Consider the following 26,383-nt stretch of genomic DNA (forward strand, 5'->3'; position numbering starts at 1 on the left):
TCCACGGTGTCAGACCGTAGCAGGAAGCGGCTTGGCAACACGGTTGCGCGAACTGACGATCAGATACAGGCCGATCACGATCATCGGAACAGTCAGCCACTGGCCCATGCTCATACCGGTGCGCTGGGCGAATTCGATCAGATGCTGATCGGGATTGCGGAAATATTCGACGAAGAAGCGGCTCGCGCCATAGCCTGCCAGGAATACGCCGGCCAGGAAACCGGGGCGGTGGCGCACATCGGTCTTCCAGAACAGCACACCCAGCACAATCGCGAGCAGCGCACCTTCAAGACCGGCCTCGTAAAGCTGGCTGGGGTGACGCGGCAGGCCCGAGGGATCGGTGGGGAAGATCACTGCCCAGGCGACATCGGTGGGGCGGCCCCAAAGCTCTGCGTTGACGAAGTTGGCGAGCCGACCGAACAACAGCCCGAAGGGCACCACGCAGGCGACATAGTCGCCGACGCGCATATAGCTCAGCTTGTTGCGCCAAGTAAGATAACCGATCGCGGCCATCACGCCGAGCAGCCCGCCGTGGAAGGACATCCCGCCCTCCCAAACCTTGAACACCTCCAGCGGAGTTTCGAACAGATCGGGTCGGTAGAACGCCACATAGCCCAGACGGCCACCCAGGATGATGCCCAGCGTCGCATACAGCATCAGATCATCGGCGTGCCGCTGCGCCATCGGTGCGCCGGGCTGCTTGAGCATCTTGCCTATGTACCAATAGCCCAGCATGATGCCGAACAGATAGGCAAGGCTGTACCATTTGAGCTGGAACGAGCCGATGCTGAGCGCGACCGGCGACAGCCCCAGTTCTTCAAAGCGGATCGCGGTGGACGCGACGGCATTTGCAGCAACCGAAGCAGCACCAGCCGCCGCGTCGGCTACAGTGGATGTAACAGTGTTGGCGGCAAGCGCCGTAATGGGCAGGATCAAGGCTTTTCCCCACGGGTTTTCATCTCCATAAGGGTTGGCAAGCACAAGCGAAAGAGGAGAGATTTTAATGGCAACCGAGCTGGACCAGATGATGGATGAAGCCATCCAGGCGCTGACCGGCGAAGGAGGCATGTTGCCTTTGACGCATTTTGAAAAATACGGCCAGAAACTGCCGATGATCGCGTCGGCTCCGCCCGCGCTCTCGCATTTCTTTGCCTATTTCTGCATGCAGCACGCTGATGCGGAATTTCTGGTCGATGGCGAGACCCGGCTGACCTTTGGCCAGAGCTATTCCGCCGCGCGCCATGTCGCAGCGGCGCTGATTGCGGGCCATGGGATCGAAAAGGGTGACCGCGTCGGCATCGCAGCGCGCAACTCGGCCAACTGGATCATCGCCTATATGGGCGTTCTGATGGCAGGCGGCGTCGCCACTTTGCTCAACGGCTGGTGGCAAGGGCCCGAGCTGTGCGCCGGGATCACCGATGTCGGCTGCAAGCTGGTGCTGGCGGACGATCGCTGCACCAGTCGCATCGCCGAATGCGGCAATATCGGCGATGCGCGCGTCATCACGTTCAGCCACGACGGCCCGCCCGAAACCGGTCTGGCGGCGGTTCTGGACGCAGGCGGAGACCCGGCGACCGAATTGCCCGAGCTGACCGGCGACGACCTGGCCACCATCCTGTTCACATCGGGATCCACCGGCCAGTCGAAGGGCGCGTATTCGGACCATCGCGGCGTGGTGCAGGGCACCTTCAGCTATGTCGCGCAGACATTGATGGCGCTCAACATCGTCACCCGGCAGGGCAAGCCTCCGCAAGGCCAGCCCGCCACCCTGCTCAATGTGCCGCTGTTCCATGTCACCGCCGAAGTGCCGGTGCTGCTGCAAAGCTTCGTCATCGGACGTAAGCTTGTTTTGATGCCCAAATGGGATGCCGAAGAGGCGATGCGGCTGATCGAGCGTGAAAAGGTCAGCTATTTCGTCGGCGTACCGCTGATGAGCTATGAAATGGCGACCCATCCCAACCGCGACACATACGACCTGACCAGCTGCGTATCGTTCGCCGCAGGCGGTGCGCCGCGCCCGGTCGAGCACGTCAAGCGGATCAAGGAGACGATGGACTGGGCGTTCCCGATCCTGGGCTATGGCCTTACTGAAACCAACGGCGTTGGCTGCGGTAACTTTAACGAGAACTACATGGCCAAGCCCGACAGCACGGGCCAGGCTTCGCGTCCGCTGGTCGACATGGCGATTCTCGATGACACCGGTCATCCGCTGCCCTCGGGTGCGGTTGGCGAAGTTGCGATTCGGTCGGTCGCCAACTTCCTGGGCTATTGGAACAATGACGAGGCGACTCGCGCCGCGATCATGCCCGATGGCTATTTCCGCACCGGTGACCTGGGCTATATCGATCCCGAGGGCTATCTGTTCATCGTCGATCGCAAGAAGGACATCATCATCCGCGGCGGCGAGAACATCAGTTGCGTCGAGGTGGAAGCGGCGATTTATGCACACCCCGACATTGCAGAAGCCAGCGTGTTCGGCGTTCCCGACGACCGGTTCGGCGAGATCGTCGGCGCAGTTTACGTGGTGCGCGATGGCGCGACGCTGAGCGATGCCGAACTCACCGACTTCCTTTCGGGACAGCTCGCTGCATTCAAGGTTCCCGCACGGCTCTGGCAAAGCACAGGTGCGCTCCCCAGATTGGGGACAGCGAAGATCGACAAGGTCGGCCTGCGCAAGACCTATCAGGCCCAAGCCCTGGCCGATGCAGGAGTCAGCAGCTGACATTCGACCCGACCCCGTACCGTCCGCGCCTTCGCTGATGCCAGTAGCTACCGTATCCAACCAGCGCGCGATCATCGATCGACGCGCGCTCGATGCCGGTATCGCGACGCTGGCGGGGGACCTGGGCGACAAGGCGCGCGCCGAAGTGGTGACGTTGCTGCGCGATGCGCTGGCGGCGGGGCGGGCGGAAATTGCCGAGCGGCTGGTCGCAAATCCGGCGGCCGGGCATGAGTGCGCGGCAGCTCAGGCGTTCCTGATCGATCAGATCGTCCGGCTGATCCACGATTATGTCGTGCATTTCCAGTACCCGGTCGCCAACCAGAGCATGGGCGAGCACTTCTGCATCGCAGCGGTCGGGGGCTATGGCCGGGGCGAGATGGCGCCGCACAGCGATGTCGACATCGCCTTCCTCACGCCGATGAAGAAGAACAGCTGGACCGAGCAGGCGATCGAGGCAATTCTCTATATCCTGTGGGATCTGGGGTTGAAGATCGGCCATTCGAGCCGCTCGATCGACGAGATGGTCCGCCAGGCCAAGGGCGACCTCACCATCCGCACCGCTTTGCTCGAGGGGCGCTATGTCTGGGGCGACCAGGAGATCTACCGCGAGGCATCGGTGCGCTTCTGGAAGGATGTCGTCACCGGCACCGCCCGCGATTTCGTCTCGCAAAAGCTCGAGGAACGCGACGCGCGGCACAAGAAGATGGGCGACAGCCGCTATGTCGTCGAGCCCAATGTGAAGGACGGCAAGGGCGGCCTGCGCGATCTCCATACGCTCTATTGGATCGGCAAATACATCCACCAGGTGCGCTCGGCGGCCGAGCTGGTCGATGCCGGGCTGCTGACGATGACCGAGTTTCGCGGATTTCGCCGATCGGCCAATTTCCTTTGGGCCGTCCGCTGCCATCTGCACGACATCACCGGACGCGCCGAGGACCGGCTGACCTTCGATCTGCAACGCGAGGTCGCCAGCCGTATGCGCTTTGCCGACCGTCCGGGCAAGTCGGCGGTCGAGCGGTTCATGCAGTATTTCTTCCTCAACGCCAAACGCGTCGGCGACCTGACCGGCGTGTTTCTGGCGCAGCTTGATGACCAGTTCGCCGCGCGTGACCGCCGGTTCATTCCCGCGCTGCTCCGCCGCCGCCCTCGCAAGCTTTCAGGCTTCGTGCTCGATCGCGGACGGCTCGCCCTGCCCCGGCCCGATTTCTTCCGCGAGGATCCGGTGCGGATGATCGAGATCTTCCAGCTGGCAGACAAGCACAAGGTCGAGATCCACCCCAGCGCGATGCGCCAGGCGAGCATGGATGCAGGGTTGATCGACCGGCATGTCCGCGCCGATCCCCGCGCCAACGCGCTGTTCATGGATGTTCTGTGCAGTCCGCGCGACCCCGAAATGGTGCTGCGCTGGATGAACGAGGCGATGGTGTTCGGCCGGTTCGTTCCCGATTTCGGCCGTGTTGTCGCGCAGATGCAGTTCGACATGTACCACCATTACACCGTCGATGAGCACTCGATCCGCGCGATCGGTCTGCTCGCGCGGATCGAATCGGGCGAGCTCAAGGACGATCATCCGCTCGCCTATGACGTGATGCAGAAGCTGATCAGCCGCCGCGTTCTGTTCGTCGCCACGCTGCTGCACGATATCGCCAAGGGCCGCCGGGGCGATCACTCGGTGCTGGGTGCCGAGGTCGCGATGAAGCTTTGCCCGCGTCTTGGCCTCAGCGAGGCCGAGACCGAGCAGGTCGCCTGGCTGGTACGCTATCACCTTTTGATGTCCGCCACAGCCTTCAAGCGCGACCTCACCGACTACAAGACGATCGCCGATTTTGCCGCGATGGTGAAAAGCCCCGAGCGGCTCAAGCTGCTTCTGGTGCTGACCGTGGTCGATATCCGCGCGGTGGGCCCGGGCATCTGGAACAGCTGGAAGCGCCAGTTGCTGGGCAACCTGTTCGAATCGACCGAGGAGGTGCTGCGGCTGGGCCACAAGCAGCACGGACGGCGCGAGCGGGTTCTGGCCAAGCAGGAGCAGGTGCGCGGCCTGCTCAAGATCGACGAGGGCCGCTTCACCCAGATCGCCCGCAAGCTGGACGACGCGTACTGGATTGCTGAGCCCGAGGACATCATCGTCCAGAACATGCGACTGATCGATACGCACGATACCGAACCGCTGACGGTCTCGGCAGAGTTCTATCCTGCACGCGGGGCGACCCTGGTGACGGTAAGCGCTGCCGACCATCCCGGCCTGTTCTATCGGATCGCAGGCGGAATCCATCTGGCCGGCGGGAACATCATCGATGCGCGCATCCATACGCGGCGCGATGGCATGGCGCTCGACAACTTCCTGGTTCAGGATCCGCTGAGCCGCCCGTTCATGGAGGAAAGCCAGATCGCCCGGCTGAAGAGCGCGATCGCAGATGCGCTGGCCAACAGGGTCGCGCTGACCCCCCGGCTGATCGCGCGCCCCACCGCGCGCCCGCGCACCGAGGCGTTCAACATCGCGCCCGTCGTGCTGGTCGACAACAAGGCCTCAAACCGGTTCACGGTGATCGAGGTCAACGCCTTCGATCGGCCTGCGCTGCTCAACCGGCTCGCATTCGCGCTGTTCGATCTCAAATGCATCGTCCACTCGGCGCATGTCGCGACCTATGGCGAGCGCGCGGTCGATACCTTCTATGTCACCGATCTTCTGGGCGACAAGATCGACAGCAAATCGCGTTTGAGGACGCTCGAAAAGCGGCTGCTGGCTGCGGCTGCCGAGCAGCCCGAACCGGCGGTTGCCGCCTGACGCTGCGCCTCAGATCTTGCCGTTGAGGATCGCCCATCCGGCAAGGCCATTCATTCCGGTGTAGACAAGATAGGCCGGAAGCGCGATCGCCCAATCCATCGCGGCAAAGCTGAGCGCCGAGAGCAGGATCAGAAATTCGAGCAGATAGCTGCCATAGCCGCCCATGAACCGGCCGAATGCCGCGCGCATCTGCAGCGCCATCGGGTGGTCGGACTCCATCGTCGCCTTGTGAAGCGCAAAGTTGGCGATGCCGCACAGGAAGATGACGAGAGTTGGCATGCCGCAATCGTTAGCCCGATTTTTAGTCGCTGCCAATTGGCGTTGGCGTAGCCCAGCCTGGGCGGCCTAACCCACCAGTCGGATGATATCGGCGCTGGGTTTCTCCGCCAGCCGATAGACCGCCATCTCGCCGACACCCTTGAGGGTCAGCATCTGCGGCAGTTCGAAGTGCCGTTCGCCGCGTCCGCGCATCCAGGTGGTCTCGGATACGGCAATGCCATCGGGGTTCGCTGCACCCTCGATGCGGCTGGCGATGTTCATCGTCTCGCCCCAGTAATCATACGCCATCCGGGTCTCGCCAATCACCCCGCCGACCACGGGGCCGGTGTGGATGCCGACCCGGATATGCAGATCGATGCCGGTGGCCGTGCGCAATTCGGGCAGACCTGCGATCACCGCCTCGCCGAAGCGGATCGCGGCATCGGCGCTGTTGTGCGAGGGGTTGTTGCCGCCGCTGATCGCGAGATACGCATCGCCGATCGTCTTGACCTTCTCGATCCCGGTCTCAGCCGCGCACTTGTCCGCCAGCAGGAAGAAGCCGTTGAGCAGATCGACCAGATGACCCGGCGAAATCCGCCGCGACAGGTCGGAAAAGCCGCAGATATCTATGAACACCACCGAGACATCGGGATAGCTGTCAGCCACCACCTGCCCTGCCTTGAGCCGCGCGGCGACCGCAGGCGGCAGAACGTTGAACAGCAGCTCTTCGGTCTTGGCGCGCTCGGCCTCGAGCGCATCGGACAGGATGAAGCTCTGCCGGTGTGCCTGCCCCACCGACCAGGTCAGCAACAGCATAACGGCAGCACTGGTGACATAAGCGAGCGTGGCGTAGATAAACGGGACAAGGTCCGCCTCGGTCACCACCATGATGCCGAAATAGACCGCGGCATGGCAGCCAAGCCACGCAGTGTACCAGCGCAATTGCCCGGCAAACGCGATCGCAGCAAACGCCATGACGATCAGGCCATTGATCGCGATCGACGCGTGCAACTGCACCTGGGCGCGCTGCATTTCCTCGAACAGTAGCGCGTTTTCCGCCATGATCAGGAATGCGATGCCCAGCAGACATGCAAAATCGATGATCGGGCGGCTGGCATAGCCACGCCAGGCGGTGGCCCCGGCATAGCCCGCCAGAATGCCAAGCGCAGGCAGCAGCAGCAGCGTGAAGCGCAGCTCGTCCTCGCGGCTGAAATACAGTGGATTGACCAGCGCATAGCCGATCAGCATCGCGGCAAGGAAGCCGGAGAACAACCGCATGTGGACCACCCGCGCCTGACGCTCGCCGGTCACAAACCTCCGCTCGAGATCGGGATCGACAAACCGTCCGCTGATTGTCTGCGGCGTGCCGGGCGATGTCTGGCTTGGCTGGCTTGGCTGGTCTGGCTGCATCTTGCCCCCCCCTGGAAGGACGGTCTGCCCGCCCGCATAGCCCAATAGCATCGGAGAATTGACAAACAGGTAACACGGCTCCAGCCCTGAGCGTAAAGACAACACGAGGATGCCCGATGACCGATTTCGACGACTGGCGCGCGCGCTCGCCCTTCTACGACGAAAGCCATGAGGCGCTGGCACAATCAGTGCGCCGCTTTGTCGCGCGCGAGATCGCGCCGTATATCGACCAGTGGGAAGCTGATGGCGAGCTGCCGCGCGACCTGCACCGCAAGGCCGCAGACGCCGGCATCCTGGGTCTGCGGTATCCGGAAGCCTATGGCGGGCATAGCGAGGGCTTCGACATCTTCCACGGTATGACCCAGACCGAGGAACTTGCCGCAGTAGGCGCCGGCGGACTGACGGCATCGTTGATGACCCATGGCATCGGCCTGCCCCCGGTGCTCGCGCTGGGCAGCGATGCGCTCAAGGACATGGTCGCCCCGCCAGTGCTGGCGGGCGAGAAGATCATCGCGCTTGGCATCACCGAGCCGTCGGGCGGGTCGGATGTTGCGGGCCTGAAGACCCGCGCCGAGCGGGTGGGTGATCATTACGTCGTGAACGGATCGAAGATGTTCATCACGTCGGGCATGCGCGCTGACTGGCTGACCTGCGCGGTGCGGACCGGCGGCGCAGGCGCGGGCGGCATATCGCTGCTGCTGATCGACATCGACACGCCCGGGGTCACCCGGACCCGGCTCGACAAGATGGGCTGGCGCTGTTCGGACACCGCAGCGATCTATCTGCAGGATGTGCGCGTACCCGCCGACCGGCTGATCGGACCGGAGAATGGCGGCTTTATCGGCATCATGCGCAACTTCAATTCCGAGCGGCTGGGCATGGCGATGGGCTGCTGCGCGTTCGCGCGGGTGTGCCTGAAAGAGGCCGTGCAATGGGCGCAGACCCGCGAGACCTTCGGCAAGACGCTGGTCAAGCACCAGTCGATCCGCATCAAGCTGGCCGATATGGCGCGGCGGATTGCCGCCACCCAGGCCTGGGTCGATCAGTGCGCCTGGGGGCTTGAGAACGGCCGGGATCAGCCCGCCGATTTTGCCATGCTCAAGGTGCAGGCGACACAGATGCTCGAGATCGTCGCGCGCGAGGCCGCGCAGATACTGGGCGGGGCGAGCTACATCACCGGATCCAAGGTCGAGCGCATCTATCGCGAGGTCCGCGTCAACGCGATTGGCGGCGGGTCGGAGGAAATCATGCTCGATCTGGCGGGCCGGCAGCTGTTCGGAGGGAAATGATCCGGAATGGACGATGACACGTCCATCACCTGTCCGAAACGGTGCCACTTGAACTGGCACAGACGCTCCAAAACAAGGCCTAATACCCCCGGTTGAGGGGGGAGGCCTGCGATGTTTCGTCTGTTCCATGAAGAGCGCTACATATCGCGCATCTATTACGAATCGATGCGCGACAATTTCGAAGGCTATGCCTGGAAGTCCGACGAGATCGCCGAAACGGACGATCCCGAGAGCAACGCCATGAAGCGCAACATGCTCGCCCAATTGAAAGAGGAGTTTCAGGAGCTCGATCCGCTCAACGGCAGCAAGCCTACCCTGGGGCAGCTCTTCAAGATCGAGCTGGCGCTGGTCTGGCTTGTGCCGAAGACCGCGCTGCAGGCCCGGTTCTGGACGATCGAGGACCGATTCAGGCGCGTGGTGCCGACCAGCGTGATCGCATCGTACGAGGCCAGCTATTCCGCAGGCGCAATCGAGGAGCTGGAAGACGAGGTGCTGCGCCAGCGCGCCCGCAACTTGCTGGACGTGATCCATGCGAATTACCTGATCAATCTGGCGCGTGAAAACTCGATCCGCCGGTTGATGGCCATCGTCGGGCTGTCGGCGGCTGTGGTCATCCTGTTGGGGGTTGCCTTCATTTCGTCAAGGGTCGAGCTTGCCCAGCACGGGCTGGTGGCGATCATCGCGGCGGGCATGGTCGGTGCGATGATCTCGATCCTTCAGCGACTGCAGAAGGCGACATCGCGCGATGCGATGGTTGAGGATGGGATTTTCGAGCTGATCGGGCTCAGGGTTGGCTGGGTCAGCGTGCTCAGTTCGATTGGCATCGGCGGTGTGTTCGCGCTGTTCATCTATGTTCTGGCCGCAGCCAACCTGCTGGATGCGCTGTTGCCTGATTTCGGCGTGCCCGACGGTTCTGGCGACCCGGCGAACCCGGGCAGCGAGCTAGCCCAAAGCGATGTCGCAGCGGGCAATGCAGCAGGTACCGATGCGGCCGGGGCAGCGGACCTGGCACTCACCGATCCCGTTACAGGGCAGGTCGCAGTTGCAGCCGCCACCGACCCTGTTGCCCCAGTCGGCAGCGCAGCCAGTGCCGCGCCAGCCCCAGCCACGCAGCCACAGCAGGTGTCAGCAGCCACAGCAGATGCGTGCGGAAACCCCACAAATACCTGCCCTAACTGGGTTGAACGCGTCAGGATGTCGCTGGGACTGGCCGACACGGCCCAGTTCTACAAGATGATCGTGCTCGCCTTTGTTTCGGGCTTTGCCGAACGCTTCGTGCCCGACATCATCAACAAGCTCGCCAAGCAGAACCCGGCGGCTACGGCAACCAGCGGACCCACCGGATCTGGCAATCCAACTATGTGACCTGACGCACTTCGGCTTGGGCTCCCGGACGCTACACAGATATGCTATCAGGCGAGTCGCCTGCATGTCCCTCCTTGTTTCGGGAGCCTGACCATGCCATTTCGTGTCTATCCCCCCGCATTTCGTAAAGCCACCCTGTGCATCGGTGCCGCCTCGCTCGCCGCGCTGCTCGCCAGCCCGGTCAGCAGCCAGCAGGCCGCATCGCCGGTTGCGCGCTATGACATGGATGTCGGCACCGTCACCGGCCTCGCCGCAATGGGCGGCGGCATGGGGGCTGGCCTATCGATGATGTTCGGTGGCGGCGGCCAAAAGCAGGCGCACGAACTGATCCTGCGGCTGGGCTCGTCGCGGACACCGGCAGCAGGCGCGCCCAAGGCCGACCATTTCATGCCGCCGGTTGCCAAGCTCGGCGCATCGGTGCCGCTGCTGACCCCCAAGCCCGGGACCCGGACGGACGATGTTCCGCAGGAGCTGCCCAAGGATTTCCAGCGTCCCAAGGGCCGTCTGCTGATCTATTGGGGTTGCGGTGCGAAAGCCGGGCCGGGCCAGCCGGTGATCATCGACTTTGCCAAGCTGACCGCGGGCCAGGTGCCGCCCGACCTGTTTGCAGGATCGATGCCCATCGACCGCTCGGTCCACACCGGCAACTCCAAGACCTATGGCGAATGGCCCAATACCGATACCCGCAAGCTGGTCGGCGCGGACAGCTCGCTGATCGGCGAGCACCGTATCGCGGGCAACTACTCGCCCGAGATCAAGTTCGCTTTGGCGCAGGATTTCATGCCCGCGATCACCGGCAAGGCCAGCCCGATCGCGGGCGGAGCGACCCAGATCAGCTGGAACGCGGTGACCAACGCCACCGGCTATTATGCCTGGGTGATGAGCGCCAAGGCCAACAGCAAGGGCGAATTTCAGGACATGGTGTGGTGGTCGTCTTCGGCCACCCGCCAGTTCGGCGGGGCACTGTGGGACTGGATCGCGCCCGCCCAGGTCGCCAGGCTGATCCAGCAACAGGTCGTCATGCCGCCATCGCAGACCAACTGCACCGTCCCTGCCGAAGTTACCGCATCAGGCGGCGAATTCGCATTGGGCAATCTGTACGCTTATGGACCCGAAGCGAACTTCGCCTACCCGCCACGTCCAGCCAACACCAAGACGCCGTGGAAGCCAGAATGGACCGCGCGGGTGCGGTATCGGTCAAATTCGACCTGGCTGCTCAACGGTCCGGACATGAACGCCATGATGCGCGGCGGCGATGACGCCGAGGCACCGAAGAAGAAGAAAAAGTGCAAGGGCGGGCTGGGTGGCCTGCTCGGCGCGGTCGTGACCGGCGAGGGCTGTTGAAGGATTGGCGCCTACATTTGTTCATGTTATGTTCTAACGATTAACCGAGTCGGTTCGAGGGGAAGATGCATGACCAGCCTGATTTTCTATACCAACCCAATGTCACGCGGGCAGATCGCGCGGTGGATGATCGAGGAGACCGGCGCGGCGTATGAGCAGCGCATCGTCGAATACGGCCCCGAAATGAAATCCGCCGAATATCTCGCGGTCAACCCGATGGGCAAGGTTCCTGCGATTGTCCATGACGGCAAGGTGGTGACCGAGGGCGCAGCAATCTGCGCCTATCTCGCCGACGCGTTCCCGGATGCGGGCCTCGCACCGACGCCGCACGAACGCGCGGATTATTATCGCTGGCTGTTTTTCGGCGCAGGGCCGCTCGAACAGGCGGTCACCAACCGGTCGATGGGTTGGGAAGCTGACTCCGACAGGCAGGCAATGGTGGGCTATGGCAGCTTCGATCTGGTGGTCGATACGCTGGCCGGGTGGCTGGCGGACCACGACTATATCTGCGGGGAGCGGTTCACTGCGGCAGATGTCTATGTCGGTGCGCAGGTCGATTGGGGGCTGCTGTTCAGCACCTTGCCCGAGCGAGCCGAATTCAGCGCCTATGCCGAAAGGTTGCGCAGCCGCCCCGCTTATATCCGCGCCAAGGCGATCGACAACGACCTGATCGCAGCAGCGAAGGCGGCGCAGGGATCAGACGCATGAGCAACCATGAGGGCGGATGCCATTGCGGCGCGGTGCGCTTTGCAGTCGAGACCACGGATGAGAGCGAACAAGGGCCGCGTACGGCCTTGTGCCACTGCACCGACTGCCGTCGCTGCGCGGGCGCTCCGGCGGTCGGCTGGACCGCGGTTGCCAGTTCGACCTTCAAGCTGCTGCAGGGGACGCCTGCGGTCTATCAATCGTCTGCACTTGCCCAGCGCAGCTTCTGCGCGAAGTGCGGCACGGGGCTGTACTACGTCAATGAAACCGTGCTGCCTGGTCTGGTCGATATCCAGACCGCGACCTTCGACGATCCGCAGGCCTTCCCTGCGATGGCGCATATTCAGATGGCGGATGCGATCGAGTGGATGACCACCGCGCACGAATTGCCGGCGTTCGAACGGTTTCCCGAGGGCTAAATCACCCCCAAGACACGCACGGGGAGGATTTCAATATGGATCAGCCGGTGGGACCGAAAACGTTGGCATTTCCGGTGCCAGTCTTGCGATCCTTGTCGGTGTCCTTGATCGCGTCGAGAATCTGTGGGTTGCGAAAATCGCCATCGGCGTAATCGCGGGCGGATTGACCGGCAATCGTATCCTGCTTGTCCGGATTGGCCCCGGCCTTGAGCAGCAGGCGGACCATTGCCAGGTCGCGCAGTTGTACCGCGCGGATCAGCGGGGTTTCGCCCGAATTGTTGGTGTCATCGACCTTGGCCTTGCGGTCGATCAGCGTCTGGGCACCATCGGCAAAGCGCAGCGTCACCGCCATCATCAGCGGGGTCACGCCGTTGTTGTCGCGCGCATTGGGGTTGGCACCGCGCTGCAGGAGAAAACCCATCCAGGTGATATCGCGCCGCTGGGTCACGATGTGCAGCGCGCTTTCCCCCGTGGTGATGTCCTTGGTGTTGATCATGGTGCTGCCCGGCTGGTTCAACAACTGCGTTGCCTTGTCGCCATCGCGTTCACGCACCGCCTTCAGGAAATTGTAGCTTTCTGAAAACTGGGCGCTGGCAGCAACGGGGATCAACAGCGCGATGGCGGCCATCGTCGCGATCCACAGGCGGGCAAAGGCATTGAAACGGGTGTTCACGGGTTGCATCGTCCTTGAAAACTGCACCGGGGGAGCGGCCAACCGTCGCATTGGCTACCAAGCCCCCTTGAAAGCGGCTGCATAGCAGAGCACAGACAAACCTGTCATGAACAAAACCCCCGCATTCATCATCGCTCTGGCGCTGTCGACAGCGCTCGCCGCGTGCTCCGGCGCCTCCCCCAAGCCCGAGGCTCCGCTCGAAGGGGCGCGCATCGGCAGCGCGTTCTCGCTCACCGACCAGAACGGCAAAACCGTCAAGGACACCGATTTTGCTGGCAAGCATCGCATCGTCTACTTCGGCTACAGCTATTGCCCTGATGTCTGCCCGGTCGATCTGCAGAAAATTTCGCAGGGCTTTGCACTGTTCGAAAAGCAGCAGCCCGAACGCGCCAAGCAGATCCAGCCGATCTTCATCAGTATCGATCCCCAGCGTGATACCCCCGCGGTGCTCAAGCAATATGTCAGCGCGTTCCACCCACGGCTGATCGGCCTGACCGGCACGCCCGAGCAGATCAAGACCGTCGCAGATGGCTATCTGGTGATGTACAAGGCGCAAAAGCCCGAAGGGGCAGATGCGCAAGGCTACCTCGTCGATCACAGCCGCCAGGCCTATCTGATGGGCCCCAAGGGCGAACCGATCGCGCTGTTGCCCTATGATGGCAGCCCCGAACAGATCGCCGCCGAAATCGACAAATGGACAGCCTGATGGCGTCCAGCCGCCAAACAGAAGACAACAACGCCAGGTTTTGGGAGCAGCCGCTGGCGAGCCTTGACCGGGCGCAGTGGGAGGCGTTGTGCGATGGCTGCGGCAAATGCTGCCTGCACAAGGTCGAAGACGAGGATACCGGGCGGATCCACCCGACCAATGTCGCCTGCCGGCTGCTCGACACCCGCACCGCGCAATGCGCCGATTACCGCCATCGCCGCGCATTGGTGCCCGATTGTCTGCGGCTGACCCGCAACAATGTCGAAACGATCAGCTGGCTGCCCTCGACCTGTGCCTATAATCTGCGCGCGCAGGGCCTGCCGCTGCCCGATTGGCACCATCTGCTGACCGGCAGCCGCGCCGCTATGCTTGCCGGTGGTCACTCGGTGGCGGGCCGCGTGATCAGCGAAGTGAACGCCGGGCCGATCGAGAACCACATCATCGATTCAGAGCTCTGATGGGTTCCCCGCTCAGCCGTCTGTTTGCGCGCACGCCCGCGCCACGCACGGCTGCTGCGCCTGCGGAAGACCCCGGGCGACTGACGATCGGCGGGCGCGATTATGCGCTCATCGTCCGCCGCCATGCCCGCGCCCGCAACATCCGGCTGCGTACCGATCCGGCCAAGGGCGCGCTGCTGATCACGCTGCCCGGCCATGCGCGGCTGGGCGAGGCGATCGCCTTTGCCCGCGCGCAGGCGGACTGGATCGAGGCAAGCTTTGCCAAGGCGGGCGCGCATGTCGCGATCGAGCCCGGCGCGTTGATCCCCTATCGCGGCGAGCAACACCGCATCAGTTGGGACGCGCGCAATGGCCGCCGGGTGATCGCCACCGATGGTGCGATCAGATTGGGAGGCGCAGCAGACCTCATCGAGACCCGGCTCACCCGCTGGCTCAAAGCCGAAGCCAAACGCCTGTGCGCCGCCGACCTTGCTGATTACTGCGCCCGCGCGGGCGTGCCCATGCCCGCACTCGCGATCAGCAACGCCGCGCGGCGATGGGGCAGTTGCTCGGCCAACGGCACGATCCGGATCAACTGGCGGCTGGTGATGGCGCCGGATACCGTCCGCCGCTCGGTCGTCGCCCACGAAGTCGCGCACCTGCGCCACATGAACCACAGCGCAGACTTCTACGCATGGCTCGATTCGCTGTTCGAAGGGGACCGCAAGAGCGCCGACCACTGGCTCAAGGCGCATGGGCGGGGATTGTATCTGGTGGGGGGCGGCTGATCTTACAGCGATTGCGCGCACTTCCATCGACTTCGCTCGGGAACTCGGAGGGGGCGTAATGGCGTTGCGCACCACGCTGCGTTTGTCCCGAGCGAAGTCGAGGGACGTTGCGCCACAGTCGCGGGGTTCAAATCAACATCACACGTTCTTCGGGATCGTCACTCAGGCCAACTATCCTTCTGCCATTCGCGGGCCGTATGAAGCACGCGCAGGATGGCCACGGCTCGGTCGCTCTCTGCGAAAGCATAAGCGATGATGTAGGGGAGACCACGCACCGATTTCTCGTACGTGCCCGTAACCCGTCCGGGATGACCGGTAGCATACTCTCCAAGTTGCTCCCCGGTTTGGCGTATGGCGCGCACTACGCGTTCTGCAGCATCCGGGTCGTCAGCAGCGATATGCTTCAACACGGCCAAATAGTCTGCCCGCGCCGAACCGGACCAGACAACCCGCCTCATGCGCGCCAGGCTTGTGCCTTACGTGCCTTGGCAATGATCGTATCCGCTTCTGCCATGACATCTTCATGCGCGAAAACGCGACCGGCCTCGACATCGGCGAGGCCTTGCTGGATTCCTTCGATGATAGCCAATTCCCGTTCGACATACGCGGACACTGCGGCAGCGGCGAGATAGGATCGGCTGCGATCAGTGCCTTCTGCCAGCCGCGACAGCTTGTCGCTGACGGCCTGAGGAACACGGATTGTCATGGTCGTGCTGGTCATCGCGCTTACTCTATGCCTTCAGATGTACACAAGTTAGCACACGGGGCACCCTATCACAATCACACCGTCATCGATGTCCCCCGGTAGATCCGCGCCCTGTACCGCGAATCCTGCGCGTCGGGCAAAGGCGCGCCGACCAGCAGCACCGCCCTCGCAAACCGCTTGAGCTCTTCCTGATGCTCCACCGCGTTGCGCGGTTCTTCCGAACGCACCCGCCGCGTCAGGTTGATCTGGTTGGTCGGCACATCGTGCACCAGCCGCTCGTTTTCTACTGCCAGCGTCGCGGTGAACGCGTGCAGTGTCGTCTTGACGAAGTTGGCGAGTGCGAATGCAGGCCCGCTCTGTCCGAAAGGCACGTCGGGCGAGACCAGCACCAATTGGCAGCCATCGTACAGCGAGGCCTTGCGCGACACGCGGAAGTGCTGGGTCAGGTTTTCCTCGCACAGCTCGCGGAACTCGTCTGCGCTCAGCATCGCGCCGTCTTCGAACAACCGGTCGGGCAGCCCCGCCATCGGGGTGGAGACCACCGTGGTCGGCCGGCCGAAATCGGTCAGCGCCTGGTCCATCGCGCCTTCGATGTCCGCGCCGCAGACGCGTACGGTCACCTTAGCGGCCACCGCCTCGCTCAGCAGTGCCAGCACGTCCGCGCCGCCCGCCTCGCTGCGGGTCAGCAGCACCATCCGCGCGACATCGAGATCGCCGATCAGATGGCTGGCGGTCTCGGCGATGTAATCGGCCAGATGCTCACCGAACACCCACACGGTCTTGCCCGCCATCTGGTCGAGCCGTTCCTGCTTGGGACTGCCGAACATCTCGCGCTCGGTGTATGAACGTTCGACGCTCAACCCCCCCGAAGGCTTGAACGTCTCGCCGCTGACCGCGCGGTCGGCAAGGTAGAACACCGTCGCCTGCGCCACTTCGCTTTCCTTGGGCATCGCGCCCAGATGCAGCTGCGACAGCACCCCGCGCCCGACCTTGTCGGCTTCCGAGCCGATGCGGTCCTGCGGAAGGTACGGCATGTCATCGGGCGGGGTCACCATCAGCCAGCCGGTGAGGCCATCCTTGGTCCCGCTGCGCTCCTGCCAGTCGGCGTTCTGCAGCAGATAGCCCGCAGAGCGCAGCCGCGCGAGCAGGCGACCTGCGATATCAGGAGTGAGCAGATAGCGGTCCCAGGTGCAGATGCCATCGCCCTCGCGCGCGAGCTCAAGGCACAGCAACCGCAGCGGATCAGGCGTCGAACGGTCGTGGCTCAGATAGCCGGTATCGTTGCGCGCAAGGCGGCCCAGCACATGCGTCACTTCCGCACCCTCGCGGATCGATTCGATGACGGCAGCATAGATCGCGTTGAGCCGCTTGTTTTCGAGGATCAGCCGCGCACGCCGCAGGAAGAGCCCAGGCTTGCCGCCGGTACCCGACAGCCGGTCGCCATCGACCGGGCCGGGCGCGATCGCGTTGACCTGGATTTCAGGGCCCAGAAAGCGCGAGAAGCTTTCGACCATTGCGCGCTGCCCCGCCTTCGACACCGCATAATCGGCGCGGTTGGGATAGGCGACCGCAAGGAATTTCTCGCCGCCGAAGTAGCTCGAGACATTGAGGATATAGCCCGATCCCTGGCGTTTCATGATCGGCACGACATAATGCATCAGCAGATAGTTGCTGATCAGATTGGCATCGAGCGTCCAGCGCCAGGTTTCGAGCGGCATGTCGATGACCATGTCCTCGGCGCCCGCCACCCCGGCGTTGTTGATCAGATAATCGATCCGCCCAAACTCTTCCATCGTCGTGTCAGCCGCGCGGCGAAGCGAATCGAAATCGCTGACATCGACGTTGGCGATGAACTTGATCCGCCGCTCGACCCCCGAAAAGCCGACATCCTGCAGCTCGCCGACGATGCGTTCGCGCGCGGCCTCAAGCTCGCTTTCGCGCCGGGCGACCATCATCACCTTGGCCCCGGCGAGCGCGAGCAGCCGGGCGACCTGTCCGCCGATCCCGGCGGAACCGCCGGTGATCAGCGCGACCTTGCCCAGATGCAGGCCAGTGATGTTTTCGGCAAAGCCCAGCATCGCCTTGCGCGCACCGGTCTCCTCGCCGATGCTCGCGGGCAGGTACAGCGAGGTCTCGCTGATTTTCTGTTCCTTGAACACGATCCGCGTCGCATGGCCCGCGGCAAAGCGCGTATTCTCATCCTCGACATTGGTATAGCGCACGATCTGGTTGCCCCAGGCGGCGCGCTTCTGCTGGCCCTGTGCCAGATCGACCCGCGATTCATCGCGCCAGATGGTGATCAGCTGCGCGATCGCCGCAGTCAGGATCTTCGCCGCCTTGTTGCCCTTGCCGTCGCTGGGGCTCGACATGAACACGAAGCGCGGATCCTGCATCAGATCGGTGCGGCCCTTCCAGTAACGGCGCAAAGTCCGCGCCACCGCGATGGTACCGGTGAGTTCAACATCGATCAGCGCATCGACCTCGGCATCGCTGGCCATGACCAGACTATCGCCGAAATGATCCGCAGGCTTGACCGGAAGCACGATGGCGCTGTGGATCGCGCCGTGGGCGTCGGAGTACGCGCGGATCGCGGCCTCCATGCCCTCGGGCTCGGCGCGATTGAAGCGCATGATCGTCAGGCCTTCCTCGGTACCCTGAGCTTTGACGCGCGCCTCGGCCTGCGCGACATCGACCTGCCGGGTCATGCCCAGCAGCACGCGCGCGCCGCACGCGGCCTGGATCTTGGCCATTTCGAGCGCGTCTTCCCACGCCTCGCCAGCCGCGATCAGCACGGTCAGGCCCGCGCCATCCAAGGACCGCATCGAGGGGCGGGTCATATAGGTCGAGCGCGAATCCTTGCGCACCTGCATGCCGTGGGTGACGTCGATCTCGTTGCCGTTGAGCGCAGCAGATTCGTCGCTGGCGAGGAACAGGCATGCATCGGCAATGTCGCCCGGCACCGGCAGCGTCTTCTGCTTGGGCGCGCCTGCGACCGCGCGTTCCAGCGACATCCGACCCATGAAATGGTCGGCGGTGGTGTTTTCCGGCTCGCCCTGCAGCGAATCCATCGCCGCGAACACGGTGCGGATGCGCTCGCTTTCGATCGGGCCGGGGAACACGGTGTTCACCCGAATGCCTTGCGCGCCCAGTTCCTTGGCAAGCTCCTGGCTCAGTGCATTGAGCGCCGCCTTGGGCACGACATAGGCGGTGCGGCCATAATAGCGGGTGTGCGAGAAAATCGTCGAGATGTTCACCACCGATCCGCCCACCGGCATGATCGGGGCGGCGGCGCGGGTGAGGTTCCAGCTGACGCCCAGCAGGTTGCGCATCGCATCGGCGACGGTCTCGGTATCGCCATTGGCCTCCATCTCGGCGCGGGTGATCGGCACGTTTTCGAGCGTCTGGCGGGGACCTGCCGAGCCTGCATTGTTGATCAGGATATCGATGCGACCGAGCGCGGCTTTCACCTCGCCCATCGCGGCGCGAACCGAGTCCGGATCGCCGCCATCAAGGATGACGGTGAACACCCGCGCCTCATCGACGCCGGTTTCGGCGAGCAATGCCGCCTTGGCCGCGTCGAGCCGCTCGGCGGTGCGCCCGGTCATCACCAGGGTTGCACCCTCGCCGATGAAGCGGCGGATGATCGCGCCGCCCAGATTGCCCGCAGCCCCGGTGACCAGAGCCACCTTGCCTGCCAGCCGTCCACCTGACGGTGTATGGGTGGTTTCCGCGCTTTTGGTCGCTTTGGTCTTGCTCGTCATGTCGGTATTCCCCTGCCGCGCCACTGCTGGCGGCTGATGTCGTCAATTGGTGGATGCGGCCCAGTATTCGAGCAGCTCGTCGCGGCTGCGCAGGCCCATCGCGGGCAGCGCATGGTTGACCACATAGGTCGCGCCAGTGTGCCGGTTGTCCCACATCGCCTGATGCGCCTCCGGCAGCCCGTCCCACTCGACCACCTGTGGTTCGGTGACCGAAAGCAGCCCGCCTGCGATCATGTTGTTCATCATCGTCACCTCGTGCGCGTTGCACAGATGGGTGCCGAAGATGTTGGCGGTGGGCATGATGATCCGGCGCTGACGGGTCCACACCTGCGGCGCATAGAAGGTGTAGCGGCGGCCCGCCATCTCCTCGGCATAGACCACGCGGCCACCAAAGGGTTTCACCAGCGAGGTCGAGACGCCGAGCGAATCCTGCCCTGCGCGCTCGATCACCAGATCGGGCACCCCGCGCGGGTTGCCGGGCGACCCCAGGATGCGGCCGACGGCGGTACCGAACGGTTTCATCGTATGCTGCTGATAGCTGCGCACGCCTTCCTTGAACCGCTCGATATCGGTGCGGGCATCGGGCAGGCGCGGCAGGCTATCGGGCCAGATGAATTCGCTGTCGCGGCGCTTCAGCCCTTCGAGGCTGATGATCCCCTCGACCGATTCCTCAAGGCCTAGCGATTGCAGGAACTCGCGCTGGCCGTCGGTGGTGGTGACGATGACGGTGCGCGCCTTATACAGCCGCGCCGCCTCGATCATTTCGAGCCCCAAGGGATCGGCCAGATCGCGGCTTCCGGGGCCATAATACAGCAGCACCGACTCGCCGCCGCGCAACTGCGCGCGCGCCAGCATGTCCGACGGCGATGCGCTGCCCGCCTTGCCCATGAAGGCGAAGTGATAGCCCGACGATGCGCCATAAAACGCCAGCGTGCCGTTCTCCTCAAGCAGCTGGAAGCTGCGCGGGAAAGCGGTCTCGCCTGCGTGGCTGACGACGAAATCGGCAAGCGAGCCATCGTTGATCGCCCGGTATTCGTCGAGCAGCACCGATCCATCGGCCTCCCACTGACGCGCGGCATCCGGATCATCGGGCACCGCGGTGAACAACGCGGCAAAGCGCGGGTCCTTGCGGTTGAGCGCGCCGACCGCGCCCTGATCCTTGACGAAATCCGCACGATCCTCGCTCGAGACCAGTCCGGTGGCTTTCAACCCGGTCTTGACGCTGCTCTTGAGCGCGTCGAGCCCGGTGCCGGTGGCGGAGCCCTCGACGAAGATCGTTTTTCCCGGGATAATCCCCAGGGTTGTGAACAGGCACCGAGTGATCGTGCCGAGGTTCAACACATAGCTGCCCGCCTGCTCCAGCGTCAGATCGGGGGGCACGCGGTGCAGCTGCGGCCCCTGGACATTGAGGAACTGCGCATGGCTGCCGGTCTTGGTCTCGTACCCCTGGATCGCGAAGCCTGCGAACATCGGATCGTCGCCCGCCTGCGGCGACAACAGGTCCGAGGTGCCCGAATAGACCACCACCATGTCGCCGACACGCAGCCGCCCCTCGCCCTTGACCTCGCTGCCCAATGCCGCGACCAGCGCCAACCCGCCCGATCCGGTGATCTGGACGTCTTCGTCATGGGCATCGAACGGCGAGACCGGGATGCCGGTGAGCGCCCAGATGTCGTTGAAGTTGACCTCGCTGGTCAGCATGTAGACCAGAGCCTCGTTGGGCTCGGGCGCGATCACGGGAACGATATGCTCGCGCTCGTGGGACGCCGGAGGCCCGAAACGCGGCGCGCCGGTGTCGGGATCGCGGCTGATTCCGAAGGCGAGCTGCTTGTGCGGGATCGCGGTGACGCCGGGATAGAACGGCGCGCCGACGGGCAGCAATTGCCCCGATGCGATCATCTCGGCCTTGGTGTCCTCGTGCTCGGCATCGATCCAAACGCCGTTGCGGCGCACAGGCAGCGGCGGGCTCTGCTTGTCCATGAACTGGCGGATACCAGTCTTGCCGCCTTCGGGATCGATGATCGCTTCGGCGAAATGCTCGCCCTCGCGCTTGAGCCCCGCAGCCATCCCCTCAGTCCAGCCGGTGCGCACTGCATCGAGCGCGCGGCGTCCTGCTGGCCCGCGCCCCGCCCAGTCGAGCTGCTTGAGGATACGCTGGAGGAACGGGTCTTCGAGCACCGCATCGAGATCGATGTGCGCAGGGTTGGCCCAGCGCTTGGTCATTGCCTTGCGGTCGGCGAACGCCTTGCCCAGCGGGCTTTCCGGCCCGTGCCGCGCGAATTCGCGCACCATGCCGTGCGCGAGGCTCAGTACGTCGTTCGATGCGTCCGCCACCTGTTCGATCGCGCCGATCTCGAGCGCCTCGTCGGCACTGATCGCACGGCCACCCAGGATCAGGTCGAGCGCATCGCGCAGGCCCTCGCCCGCGCGGCGTTCCGCGAGCAGACGCGGCAGACGCTGCGTCCCGCCATAGCCGGGCAATAGCCGCAGGTTGATCTCGGGCTGACCGAAGCGCGCGACGGGTTCGGCAATGCGGTAATGGCAGGCGAGCGCAAACTCCATGCCGCCACCCAGCGCCACCCCCTGAATCGCCGCGATGCACGGCTTGCCCATGTTCTCGATCTTGGAAAACGCAAGCTGCGCGTTGCTAGGCAACACGCCCGCTTCCTCGACCGAGTTCACCTCCTCGAGCATCTGGCGGATATCCGCGCCTGCGACGAACGAGGCGGTGCCCTGGCCTGTAAACACCACCGCGATGACATCGTCCTTGCGCGCAAGATGCTCGACCACGATCACCAGTTCGTCGATTGCGCGTTCGTTGAGCGCATTCACCGGTGCGTTGGTGACGGTAACGGTGGCAACACGCCGCCGCGCGCCATCATCTCCCGCGTCCAGATCGTTGTACTGGATCAGGAAGTAGCGATAGCGCTCGAACAGCGCCTGTTCTTCGGCGAGTGTCTGCTTGCGCCGCCAGGTGGCGACCGCGGCCTGCAGCGCATCGATGCTGCCGGGATTGCGCAAGGTGCTGGTGTCGCCGATCTCGCCGCCCTCGACGATCGCGCGGACCATGCGGCGCATGTATTTGCCCGACCGCGTCTCGGGAAACTCGGACACCTCGAGGAAATCGGAGGGCACCGCGACCGCGCCCTTTTCCGTCCGCACCAGATCGGTCAGCCGGCGGCGGTCGTCCTGGGTCAGCCTGCGTCCGGCAACGGCGGTGACGAACGCGATCGGGGTCGCGCCCTTTTCGCGATGCGGTGCGCCGACGACGAGCACATTGCCCACCGGCGAATTGGGGTCGAGCGTCTTGTCGCGCAGGATCGCGCCTTCGATCTCCTCGGTGCCGATGCGGTGGCCCGAGACGTTGATCACATCGTCCGAGCGGCCATGCAGCGAGAACGAGCCATCCTCGTGCCGGATCGCGAAATCGCCCTGGGTATACGCCCAGGTGCCCCGCCAGCGTTGCCAATAGGTGCTCGAATAGCGATCCGAATCGCCGCGCCACGCCGGGTTGATCCGCACGCCGCCCGAATGCTCTTCGAGCGTGAACTTGTCGGTATCGCCCCAGATGGTGCGGGTGAGATACGGATAAGGCAAAGCGATGACGATCTCGCCCTTCTCGCCATTCTTCGCGCGCCGCCACGGCACGCCGCCCGCGCTTTCGCGCACCAGTCCGAAATCGGCATCGGGCGCGTCAGCATCCTCGACCCAGACATCGCCGACGATCCACGGCAGCGGATAGGTGTGCGCGTCGGCACGCAGCGGAAAGTCGGTGTTCCCGTAGAAATGCGTCCAGGCGATGCCGCCATGCTCGGTCGCCCAGTAACTGTTGATGTACCACGGCGTGACATGCTCCATCGCAAACGCCTGCACCGATGGCGAGGTCGGCTCGGCGCAGAAGGTCGCGACCTTCAACGACGACATGTCGTAATTCTGGATGTCCTTGAGGTTCTCGGGATCCTGCATCACGCTTTTCAAGAAGGTGACGCCCGCCTTGAAGATCTGCACCTTGTGCCGCTCGATGATCGAGGCGAAGCGGCCCGCGTGCGGGAACACCGGCGAGCCTTCGGTGATGATCGTGGTCACCCGGGTCAGCAACGCGCCTGCGATCAGATAGCTCTGCCCCGTGATCCAGCCCGGATCGGCGACGACGAACATGACATCGCCCGGCGCGGCATCGAACGCGACAGGCATGGTGGCAGCGACACCTGCGCAATAGCCGCCATGGACATGCACCACGCCCTTGGGCTTTCCGGTCGAGCCCGAGGTGTAGATGATGAAATTGGGGTATTCGGAATCCACAGGCAGCGGCCTGGACGCCGCCCAGATCGCGCGAACGAAGTCCGCATCGGGCAGCGCCAGCAACGCGGCCTCGTCTGCGACATCGATTCCGATGCTGCGCGTTGCTTCCAGGATCTGCGCGCTGGCCTGACCGGTCAGATCATGGCTCCAGTGATCGCGGCCCTTATTCCACACAAGGTCCGGCTGCGCGGTGTGGCGCACCACAACCACCGCATCGACGCGCGGCGGCGAATCGACGAGGGCAGACGCAATAGCCATGCGCAGGTTCGCGGCCTGGGCTGCCGACATGCCTGAACCCTGCGCCAGATCGTCGAGCGCACGGCCGACACCGCGCATCACGTCGGAGCGTTCGACGGTCACTTCGCCGTCGAGCAGTTCGGTTACCGCATCGGTGATCCGCGCATGCGCCGCCTCGCTGACCTCGAGCGCGGGATCATCCAGTGCGCCTGCGAGCAACTCCATCGCGGTGCCGACGCCGATGAAGTTGTCGAGCGCAGGATCGGTGTAGCTGGTCTTGAACGGCACCATCTGCGCGTTGCGATAGCTTCCATCGGCAGTTATCACGATCTTTGCGCCCGCGTCGGCGATGCGGTCGGACAGTGTCTTGTCGCTGAACCCGCCGAAGACGGGCGTGTAGATGATCCCTGCGCGCTTGGCGCCTTCGGTCCAGTAGATCTGCGTCGGGATCGAGGGCATGTTGAGTGCGATGCGATCGCCTGCCTTGAGCCCCAATGCCGCCAGCGCGAGCGAGCATTTCGCCGACTCGAGCATCAGCTGCTTGCGCGACACCGGATAGCAATCGACCGGGCCACCGCGCCCGTTATCGCTGGACATGTTCCAGCGGTCGCCCTCGAAGATCAGCGCAGCTTCGGCGCCATGCCCCGCCAGCACATGCCGATCGACCTCGTTGAAGCCGCTGTTGGTGAACGCGCCTTCGAACCAGCGCCAATGGGGCGCATCATCGGCGTTGAGCCCGCGCTCCCACGGCATGTAATCGACCGCCAAATCGAGCGCGCGCGGCGCTCCGGTCGCGTCATCCCAGCCCGTCCAGGCCTGCGCATCGCGGTCGAAATAGCCCCAGGCGTTATGATCGGGCAGATACCAGCAGATCGCTGAACGCGCCTGGTCCCCGTGAAAGGCGCCCGGATCGGCGACACAGGCGTTGCGCATGGCGTTCCAGCTGGCCGAATCGGTCAGCGGGTTGCTGCGGGGAGGAATGGCGGGGGCTGCCACCGGAACCAAGGCCGTCAGCGGACGGGCCTGAACGAACGAAAAATGGGGAATAAAGGCATGAGTCCGCAGCTCTCCAGCCGCTCCGATACCCGGCGATTCCCAAATCGCGTGAGGTTCGGCTTCGGCGAACGAAACAAATGTCTCCCGCCCTGCAAATAACATAATGTTTCAAAGAGCGGTAGGGGCTGCGTGCCTCCCGACGCCTAGCGCTGGTGCCAGCGACCCACTGCGCGGCTGACTGCCTGCATCAACTGCATCCGCGCCGGAATGCCTGCGGTGGTCTCGGCTAGCATGACCGCTACGGCATAGCGGGTTCCATCGGGCGCGGTCATGATGCCGACATCGTTGTAACCGGTGGAAACCGGCGGCAAATCCTGCCCTGTCCCGGTCTTGTGCAGGAACTGCCAGCCCGGCGGAACCCCCGCTTTCAGCCGGTTCGGCCCGCTGCGGGTGCGACCAAGCGTGTCCAGCATCAGCCGGGTGGAGGCAGGCGAGAGCAATTCGCCGCGTGCCAGTCGTGCCAGTGCATCGACGATGCCTTCGGGACTCGCGCCGTCAATCGGGTCGGCGACATAAGCCGAGAGCAGGTTGCGCCGCCGGTCAAGCGGAACCCGTGCACGTTCTGCCTGGAACGCGCGCCCGGCCGACAGATTCTGCCGCCACTGGACACCAGCGATGCCACTCTGCAACAGCCGTTCGCCCGGGCCGAAGCGAATGTTGGACAAGCCCTTGCGGCGAAGGAATTCGTTGACCACTGCAGGCCCGCCTGCAGTGCGCAACAGCGCATCATTGGCACTGTTATCGCTCGCGGTGAGCGCCTCGTTGATCAGCGTACGTACGGTCTCGCGTACCGTCCCCTCGCGCGCCACCCTTGCGGCAAGTGGCTGGTGGAACAGAGTCAAGTCTTCGGGAGTGATCGTCACCTGCGTATCAAGCGTCAACTCGCCACGATCGATCTTTTCGAGCACGGCCATCGTTACCCAGAGCTTGGACACGCTCTGCTGCGGAAACAGCTCGCCGCCACGCTGGCCGACCACCCAGTCGCCATCGATCCGCCGCACCGCGATCCCGGTCTTGCCGGGAAAGGCGCGCCACAAGGCCTGCAGGTCATCGCGCAGTCCCTGCGGCACGACATTGGTCGCGCGCGGCGCGAGCGGCGGCGGCACCGGCTGGACACGCGCGGGTGCAGGTGCAGGCTGGGGTTGCTGGACCACCTGGCGCGGCGCAGAGACGCACGCGGCGAGCGAGGCAGTGGCAAGAAACAGGATCAGCGTGCGGGCAAACATGCGTCGGCTTTCTGGTCGGAATGTACGGGTACGACGGGTTGGCACACCCCCTATGTACCGTCCGTGAAGCGATCTAGCGCCCGGTTCCCTCGGCGGGGCAGGTTTTGCGGTGAACGAGTCGCTGGGCGCGGTGAACGGCAATTGTCATACCGGGTGCCACTTCAGCCGGGCTGTTGGGTCTTTCCTGTGAGCAA

General features: G+C 64.0%; 19 protein-coding genes. 10 read left to right on the plus strand and 9 right to left on the minus strand.

Annotation, left to right across the window (positions count from 1 at the left end):
• Nucleotides 1-9: 9 nt before the first annotated feature.
• On the minus strand, nt 10-828 hold the full coding sequence (gene lgt, locus IEW00_RS02085; RefSeq protein ID WP_188513066.1) for a prolipoprotein diacylglyceryl transferase: 819 nt from the start codon (nt 826-828) through the stop codon (nt 10-12).
• 175 nt (nt 829-1,003) lie between these two features.
• On the opposite strand from lgt, the gene IEW00_RS02090 reads away from it, so the two are divergent.
• Entirely contained in the window at nt 1,004-2,722 is a 1,719-nt protein-coding gene (locus IEW00_RS02090; RefSeq protein WP_188512693.1) for a class I adenylate-forming enzyme family protein, read from the plus strand.
• 37 nt (nt 2,723-2,759) lie between these two features.
• Entirely contained in the window at nt 2,760-5,507 is a 2,748-nt protein-coding gene (locus IEW00_RS02095) for a [protein-PII] uridylyltransferase (RefSeq protein ID WP_188512694.1), read from the plus strand.
• A gap of 9 nt (nt 5,508-5,516) precedes the next feature.
• On the opposite strand, the gene IEW00_RS02100 is transcribed toward IEW00_RS02095, so the two are convergent.
• Both IEW00_RS02100 and IEW00_RS02105 read right to left on the minus strand, forming a co-directional pair.
• Nucleotides 5,517-5,786 (minus strand): hypothetical protein, encoded by a 270-nt coding sequence (locus IEW00_RS02100; RefSeq protein ID WP_188512695.1) that lies wholly within the window; start codon nt 5,784-5,786, stop codon nt 5,517-5,519.
• 66 nt (nt 5,787-5,852) lie between these two features.
• Entirely contained in the window at nt 5,853-7,175 is a 1,323-nt protein-coding gene (locus IEW00_RS02105) for an adenylate/guanylate cyclase domain-containing protein (RefSeq protein ID WP_188512696.1), read from the minus strand.
• Nucleotides 7,176-7,291: 116 nt separating this feature from the next.
• On the opposite strand from IEW00_RS02105, the gene IEW00_RS02110 reads away from it, so the two are divergent.
• The 5 genes from IEW00_RS02110 (at nt 7,292) to IEW00_RS02130 (ending at nt 12,297) form a co-directional block, all read left to right on the plus strand.
• A complete protein-coding gene (locus IEW00_RS02110; RefSeq protein WP_188512697.1) occupies nt 7,292-8,464 on the plus strand; it encodes an acyl-CoA dehydrogenase family protein in 1,173 nt (390 codons plus the stop codon).
• A gap of 111 nt (nt 8,465-8,575) precedes the next feature.
• Nucleotides 8,576-9,829: a hypothetical protein gene (locus tag IEW00_RS02115; RefSeq protein WP_188512698.1), complete on the plus strand. Its 1,254-nt coding sequence runs from the start codon at nt 8,576-8,578 to the stop codon at nt 9,827-9,829.
• A gap of 93 nt (nt 9,830-9,922) precedes the next feature.
• Entirely contained in the window at nt 9,923-11,173 is a 1,251-nt protein-coding gene (locus IEW00_RS02120) for a hypothetical protein (protein WP_229736756.1), read from the plus strand.
• Between the two features lie 69 nt (nt 11,174-11,242).
• Nucleotides 11,243-11,881 (plus strand): glutathione S-transferase family protein, encoded by a 639-nt coding sequence (locus tag IEW00_RS02125; protein ID WP_188512699.1) that lies wholly within the window; start codon nt 11,243-11,245, stop codon nt 11,879-11,881.
• Nucleotides 11,878-12,297: a GFA family protein gene (locus tag IEW00_RS02130; RefSeq protein ID WP_188512700.1), complete on the plus strand. Its 420-nt coding sequence runs from the start codon at nt 11,878-11,880 to the stop codon at nt 12,295-12,297. The genes IEW00_RS02125 and IEW00_RS02130 overlap by 4 nt, the downstream gene beginning before the upstream one ends.
• A 40-nt stretch (nt 12,298-12,337) precedes the next feature.
• Here IEW00_RS02130 and IEW00_RS02135 read toward each other — a convergent pair whose 3' ends face one another.
• Nucleotides 12,338-12,979, minus strand: a complete 642-nt coding sequence (locus IEW00_RS02135; RefSeq protein ID WP_188512701.1) for an ankyrin repeat domain-containing protein — start codon at nt 12,977-12,979, stop codon at nt 12,338-12,340.
• A 97-nt stretch (nt 12,980-13,076) separates the two neighbouring features.
• On the opposite strand from IEW00_RS02135, the gene IEW00_RS02140 reads away from it, so the two are divergent.
• From IEW00_RS02140 to IEW00_RS02150, 3 genes are read left to right on the plus strand one after another with little or no spacing between them, the layout of a single operon-like run.
• Entirely contained in the window at nt 13,077-13,676 is a 600-nt protein-coding gene (locus IEW00_RS02140; protein ID WP_188512702.1) for an SCO family protein, read from the plus strand.
• The gene (locus tag IEW00_RS02145; RefSeq protein WP_229736757.1) at nt 13,664-14,134 is read left to right on the plus strand and encodes a YcgN family cysteine cluster protein; all 471 of its coding nucleotides are present in this window, start codon (nt 13,664-13,666) and stop codon (nt 14,132-14,134) included. The genes IEW00_RS02140 and IEW00_RS02145 overlap by 13 nt, the downstream gene beginning before the upstream one ends.
• Nucleotides 14,134-14,901 (plus strand): M48 family metallopeptidase, encoded by a 768-nt coding sequence (locus tag IEW00_RS02150; protein ID WP_188512703.1) that lies wholly within the window; start codon nt 14,134-14,136, stop codon nt 14,899-14,901. Before IEW00_RS02145 ends, IEW00_RS02150 begins: the two co-directional genes overlap by 1 nt.
• A gap of 158 nt (nt 14,902-15,059) precedes the next feature.
• On the opposite strand, the gene IEW00_RS02155 is transcribed toward IEW00_RS02150, so the two are convergent.
• From IEW00_RS02155 to IEW00_RS02175, 5 genes are all read right to left on the minus strand, one after another.
• Nucleotides 15,060-15,359 carry a type II toxin-antitoxin system RelE/ParE family toxin gene (locus tag IEW00_RS02155; RefSeq protein ID WP_188512704.1) on the minus strand — a complete coding sequence of 100 codons (300 nt, stop codon included), beginning with the start codon at nt 15,357-15,359 and terminating at the stop codon, nt 15,060-15,062.
• The gene (locus tag IEW00_RS02160) at nt 15,356-15,622 is read right to left on the minus strand and encodes a CopG family ribbon-helix-helix protein (protein ID WP_188512705.1); all 267 of its coding nucleotides are present in this window, start codon (nt 15,620-15,622) and stop codon (nt 15,356-15,358) included. The genes IEW00_RS02155 and IEW00_RS02160 overlap by 4 nt, the downstream gene beginning before the upstream one ends.
• Nucleotides 15,623-15,681: 59 nt before the next feature.
• Nucleotides 15,682-19,368 (minus strand): SDR family oxidoreductase, encoded by a 3,687-nt coding sequence (locus tag IEW00_RS02165; protein ID WP_188512706.1) that lies wholly within the window; start codon nt 19,366-19,368, stop codon nt 15,682-15,684.
• A 42-nt stretch (nt 19,369-19,410) separates the two neighbouring features.
• Nucleotides 19,411-24,903, minus strand: coding sequence for an AMP-binding protein (locus tag IEW00_RS02170; protein WP_229736758.1), 5,493 nt, complete (start codon nt 24,901-24,903; stop codon nt 19,411-19,413).
• A gap of 203 nt (nt 24,904-25,106) precedes the next feature.
• Nucleotides 25,107-26,189: a serine hydrolase gene (locus tag IEW00_RS02175; protein ID WP_188512707.1), complete on the minus strand. Its 1,083-nt coding sequence runs from the start codon at nt 26,187-26,189 to the stop codon at nt 25,107-25,109.
• Nucleotides 26,190-26,383: the final 194 nt, after the last annotated feature.

It is taken from the genome of Blastomonas aquatica (assembly GCF_014639875.1).
In the GTDB taxonomy this organism is placed as follows: domain Bacteria; phylum Pseudomonadota; class Alphaproteobacteria; order Sphingomonadales; family Sphingomonadaceae; genus Blastomonas; species Blastomonas aquatica.

Bases quoted from the DNA above. Each gene is read 5' to 3' on its own strand.
- IEW00_RS02145 (WP_229736757.1), top strand. From the start codon at position 13,664: ATGGACAGCCTGATGGCGTCCAGCCGCCAAACAGAAGACAACAACGCC.
- IEW00_RS02125 (WP_188512699.1), top strand. From the start codon at position 11,243: ATGACCAGCCTGATTTTCTATACCAACCCAATGTCACGCGGGCAGATC.
- IEW00_RS02090 (WP_188512693.1), top strand. From the start codon at position 1,004: ATGGCAACCGAGCTGGACCAGATGATGGATGAAGCCATCCAGGCGCTG.
- IEW00_RS02130 (WP_188512700.1), top strand. From the start codon at position 11,878: ATGAGCAACCATGAGGGCGGATGCCATTGCGGCGCGGTGCGCTTTGCA.
- IEW00_RS02135 (WP_188512701.1), bottom strand. From the start codon at position 12,979: ATGCAACCCGTGAACACCCGTTTCAATGCCTTTGCCCGCCTGTGGATC.
- IEW00_RS02175 (WP_188512707.1), bottom strand. From the start codon at position 26,189: ATGTTTGCCCGCACGCTGATCCTGTTTCTTGCCACTGCCTCGCTCGCC.
- IEW00_RS02105 (WP_188512696.1), bottom strand. From the start codon at position 7,175: ATGCAGCCAGACCAGCCAAGCCAGCCAAGCCAGACATCGCCCGGCACG.
- IEW00_RS02095 (WP_188512694.1), top strand. From the start codon at position 2,760: ATGCCAGTAGCTACCGTATCCAACCAGCGCGCGATCATCGATCGACGC.
- IEW00_RS02110 (WP_188512697.1), top strand. From the start codon at position 7,292: ATGACCGATTTCGACGACTGGCGCGCGCGCTCGCCCTTCTACGACGAA.
- IEW00_RS02160 (WP_188512705.1), bottom strand. From the start codon at position 15,622: ATGACCAGCACGACCATGACAATCCGTGTTCCTCAGGCCGTCAGCGAC.
- IEW00_RS02115 (WP_188512698.1), top strand. From the start codon at position 8,576: ATGTTTCGTCTGTTCCATGAAGAGCGCTACATATCGCGCATCTATTAC.
- IEW00_RS02165 (WP_188512706.1), bottom strand. From the start codon at position 19,368: ATGACGAGCAAGACCAAAGCGACCAAAAGCGCGGAAACCACCCATACA.
- IEW00_RS02150 (WP_188512703.1), top strand. From the start codon at position 14,134: ATGGGTTCCCCGCTCAGCCGTCTGTTTGCGCGCACGCCCGCGCCACGC.
- IEW00_RS02120 (WP_229736756.1), top strand. From the start codon at position 9,923: ATGCCATTTCGTGTCTATCCCCCCGCATTTCGTAAAGCCACCCTGTGC.
- IEW00_RS02100 (WP_188512695.1), bottom strand. From the start codon at position 5,786: ATGCCAACTCTCGTCATCTTCCTGTGCGGCATCGCCAACTTTGCGCTT.
- IEW00_RS02140 (WP_188512702.1), top strand. From the start codon at position 13,077: ATGAACAAAACCCCCGCATTCATCATCGCTCTGGCGCTGTCGACAGCG.
- IEW00_RS02155 (WP_188512704.1), bottom strand. From the start codon at position 15,359: ATGAGGCGGGTTGTCTGGTCCGGTTCGGCGCGGGCAGACTATTTGGCC.